Raw genomic sequence first — 3,435 nt, forward strand, 5'->3', positions numbered from 1 at the left:
GCTCGGGGCACGCGATCGGCAACAACGCCGTCGACTATCCGGCATTCGTGGAAAACGCCATGGTGACCGGCCACCCGTGGAAGGCGCAGTCGGACCTCTTCGTCAAGCCAACCCTGAACCTGTGGGAGTTCTCCAAGCCCACCATCGCGCAGGTGCACGGCTACTGTGTGGGCGGCGGTACGCACATGGGCCTGACCACCGACATCGTCATCGCCTCTGAGGACGCCTACTTCTCGTACCCGCCGCTGCAGGGGTTCGGTATGCCATCCGGTGAATGTTCCATCGAGCCTTGGGTGTTCATGAACTGGCGCCGCGCCGCCTACTATCTGTTCACCGCCGAGGTGATCGACGCCAAGAAGGCGCTGGAGGTCGGCCTCGTCAACGAGGTGGTCAAGCGGGAGGACCTGGACGACCGCGTGGACGCGATCGCCCGCCACATTGCCCAGGCGCCGTTGACCACGCTGATGCTCACCAAGGCCAACCTGAAGCGAGCCTGGGAGCTGATGGGAATGCGGGTGCACTGGCAGAGCTCCAACGACCTCGTCGCGCTGGCGTCGATCAGCAAGGATGTGCAGCAGCTGATTCAGACCGTCTTCAAGGACAAGGTGCTGCCGTCCGAGCACGCCCGACGCCAGGCCGCTGCCGCCGCATCTACCGACGGCGCCACGGCAGGCTAGTCGTTCGTGAACATCGTCGATCATGCGATCAGCGCCGGGCAGTCGCCGGCGCTGATCGTGTCCGACGATGGGGTGATGTCCTTTGGCGAGCTGCATGTCAGGAGCCAACGGGTTGCCGCGGTGCTGCACGGTGCGGGGCTGCGCCCCGGCGACGGCGTAGCGCTGGTGTTGCCGAACCGGCCGGAATTCTTCGAAATCACCTGGGGTTGCCAGCTATCCGGGCTTTACTACACCGCGGTGAACACCCATTTCACGCCCGATGAAGTCGCCTATGTGATCGACGACTCCGACGCGAGGGCGGTGTTCGTCGACGCGTCGATGGGCGACCTTGCCGCGCATCTGCGCAGTGCGAATTCCGCCGTCGACGTCCACATCGCGGTCGGCGGGGATCTGCCGGGCTGGCAGTCCTACGACGACGCCATGGCGGCGGCGCGGGATGCGCCGCCGGTGTCGGACGGGTCGGAGATGCTGTACTCGTCGGGCACCACCGGACGGCCCAAGGCCGTTCGGCGGCCACTTCCGGCCGACGGCAACGGCTCATGGGCGCAGTCAGTCCTCGAGATGGCGCTGATCCACAAATACGGCATGAGCGCGGAGAACGTGTATCTCTCGCCGGCACCGATGTATCACGCCGCCGGAGTGAACTACACGATGGCGGTCAATCGTGTTGGCGCTGCGGCGATCATCATGCGCAAGTTCGACGCTGAAGACGTACTGCGCTTGATTGAGAAGCACCGGGTGACGCACGCTCAGTTCGTGCCGACGATGTTCGTGCGGATGCTGAAGCTGCCCGAGGCCGTTCGCCGGCGATACGACGTCTCCAGCCTGCGGTGTGTCATCCACGCGGCCGCGCCATGCCCGGTGGATGTCAAGCACCAGATGATGGACTGGTTGGGCCCGATCATCCACGAATACTACGGCGGGACCGAGGGATTCGCGGGCACCACGATCGGCCCGGAAGAGTGGTTGGCCCACCCGGGCTCGGTCGGAATACCGATGTCCCCGGTGCATGTGGTCGGCGACGACGGGAAAGAACTCCCGGTCGGGCAAACCGGTGAGCTCTACTTCGAAGGTGGGCCCAAGTTCGAATACTTCAAGGATCCCGCGAAGACCGCCTCGGTCTTCAACGAGCACGGCTGGCGTTCACTGGGGGACATGGGTTACGTCGACGACGACGGCTACCTCTACCTCACCGACCGATCGACGTTCATGGTCGTCTCCGGCGGGGTGAACATCTACCCGCAAGAAGCGGAGAACCTGCTGGTGATGCACCCCAAGCTGGTTGACGCGGCGGTGTTCGGTGTGCCCAACGAGGAGTTCGGCGAAGAGGTGAAGGCCGTCGTGCAGCCGATCGACGGTGTCGCGGCCGGGCGGGAGCTGGAAGCCGAGCTGATCGAGTATTGCCGAACACACCTCGCGGGCTACAAATGTCCACGCACAATCGAATTCGATGTCCTGCCGCGCGACCCGAACGGGAAGCTCTACAAGAGACGGATCCGCGAACGCTTCTGGCAAGGGCGCGCGTCACGGATCGTATGAGCTGACAAGGATAATCGGATGAACTCGCGAACTGACGTTAACTGGACACCGCTGCCGGTGCCGTTGGCCGTTGAGAGCCCGGACCGGATTCCCAAGCAGCGCTACTACGACCCCGACTTCTATGCGCTGGAAGCCGAGCTGTTCTGGCCGCGAGTGTGGCAGATGGCGTGCCGGCTCGAGGAGATCCCCAAGGCCGGCGACTTCGTCGAATACGAGATCTTGGACCAGTCGATCATTGTCGTGCGACTCGATGCCGACACCGTGCGGGCCTACCAGAACGCCTGCCGCCACCGCGGCGTAAAGCTGGTCGAGGGCAACGGAAACCGTCGGACCCTCGTCTGCCCGTTCCACGGCTGGTGCTGGGGGATCGACGGTCGCAACACGTTCGTGTTGCGACCCGAGGCCTTCGCCGAGGAGAACATGTCCGCTGACGACCTACAGCTCGTCTCGGTCAAATGCGAACTCTGGGGCGGATGCGTGTGGATCAACCTCGACGACAACGCCCCGCCGCTACGCGACTGGATGGAACCCTTCGCATCGATCTACGACGCCTGGAAGGTCGAATCGCTGCGCGTCGAATGGTGGCAATCCTGCCGACTGCCGGTCAATTGGAAGCTGGCGACGGCCGCGTTCATGGAGGGCTACCACGTCCCGCAGACCCACCCGCAGTTGCTGCCGTCGGCGCAGACCGGTACCCCGTCGGAAGCGGTACACCCCGTCGTCGCGAGCAGTCTCTACTTCATGCGCACGCTCGGCGACGGCATGGCTGGCATGACCCACGAGAACGACATCCGCATCGCCGAGGGCATGCAGACGATCACGCTGCCCTCCGATCCGGCTGAGGCGCTGGCGGGTTGGCGCGGCGCGCTCAACGACGCGGTGGTGGCCTGGCATCGGGCGCGGGGAAGCGACATGCCCGACCTGAACGACCTCGTCCGCCGGGGTATCACCGATGCGATCGGCTTCGCCTTCCCGCACCACTTCATCCTGCCCACCTACAGCAGCGCCTCTTCCTACCGGATCCGTCCGCTCGGCCCAGAGGAAACCCTGTTCGAGATCTGGTCGCTGACCCGGATGCCGGGTGACCTGTCCACCGGAAAGCCCACACCACCGGAACCGCTGGCGCCGAACGATCCGCGCTGGCCGCCGATCCCGGCTCAGGACTTCTCCAACCTGCCGCGGCAGCAAAAAGGACTGCATTCCAAGGGCTTTGAGTACA

The 3,435-nt window shown here is 64.6% G+C and carries 3 protein-coding genes; all 3 read left to right on the forward strand.

The window, feature by feature from the left end; genetic code table 11:
- A partial coding sequence (locus WAN02_RS11615; RefSeq protein WP_422264313.1) for an enoyl-CoA hydratase-related protein occupies window positions 1–677 on the forward strand: 677 nt, incomplete at its 5' end.
- 6 nt (window positions 678–683) lie between these two features.
- The gene (locus tag WAN02_RS11620) at window positions 684–2,216 is read left to right on the forward strand and encodes an acyl-CoA synthetase (RefSeq protein WP_422264315.1); all 1,533 of its coding nucleotides are present in this window, start codon (window positions 684–686) and stop codon (window positions 2,214–2,216) included.
- 18 nt (window positions 2,217–2,234) lie between these two features.
- On the forward strand, window positions 2,235–3,435 hold a 1,201-nt coding region (locus WAN02_RS11625), incomplete at its 3' end, for an aromatic ring-hydroxylating oxygenase subunit alpha (RefSeq protein ID WP_422264316.1).

It is taken from the genome of Mycobacterium sp. (assembly GCF_049281135.1).
Classification (GTDB): Bacteria; Actinomycetota; Actinomycetes; order Mycobacteriales; family Mycobacteriaceae; genus Mycobacterium.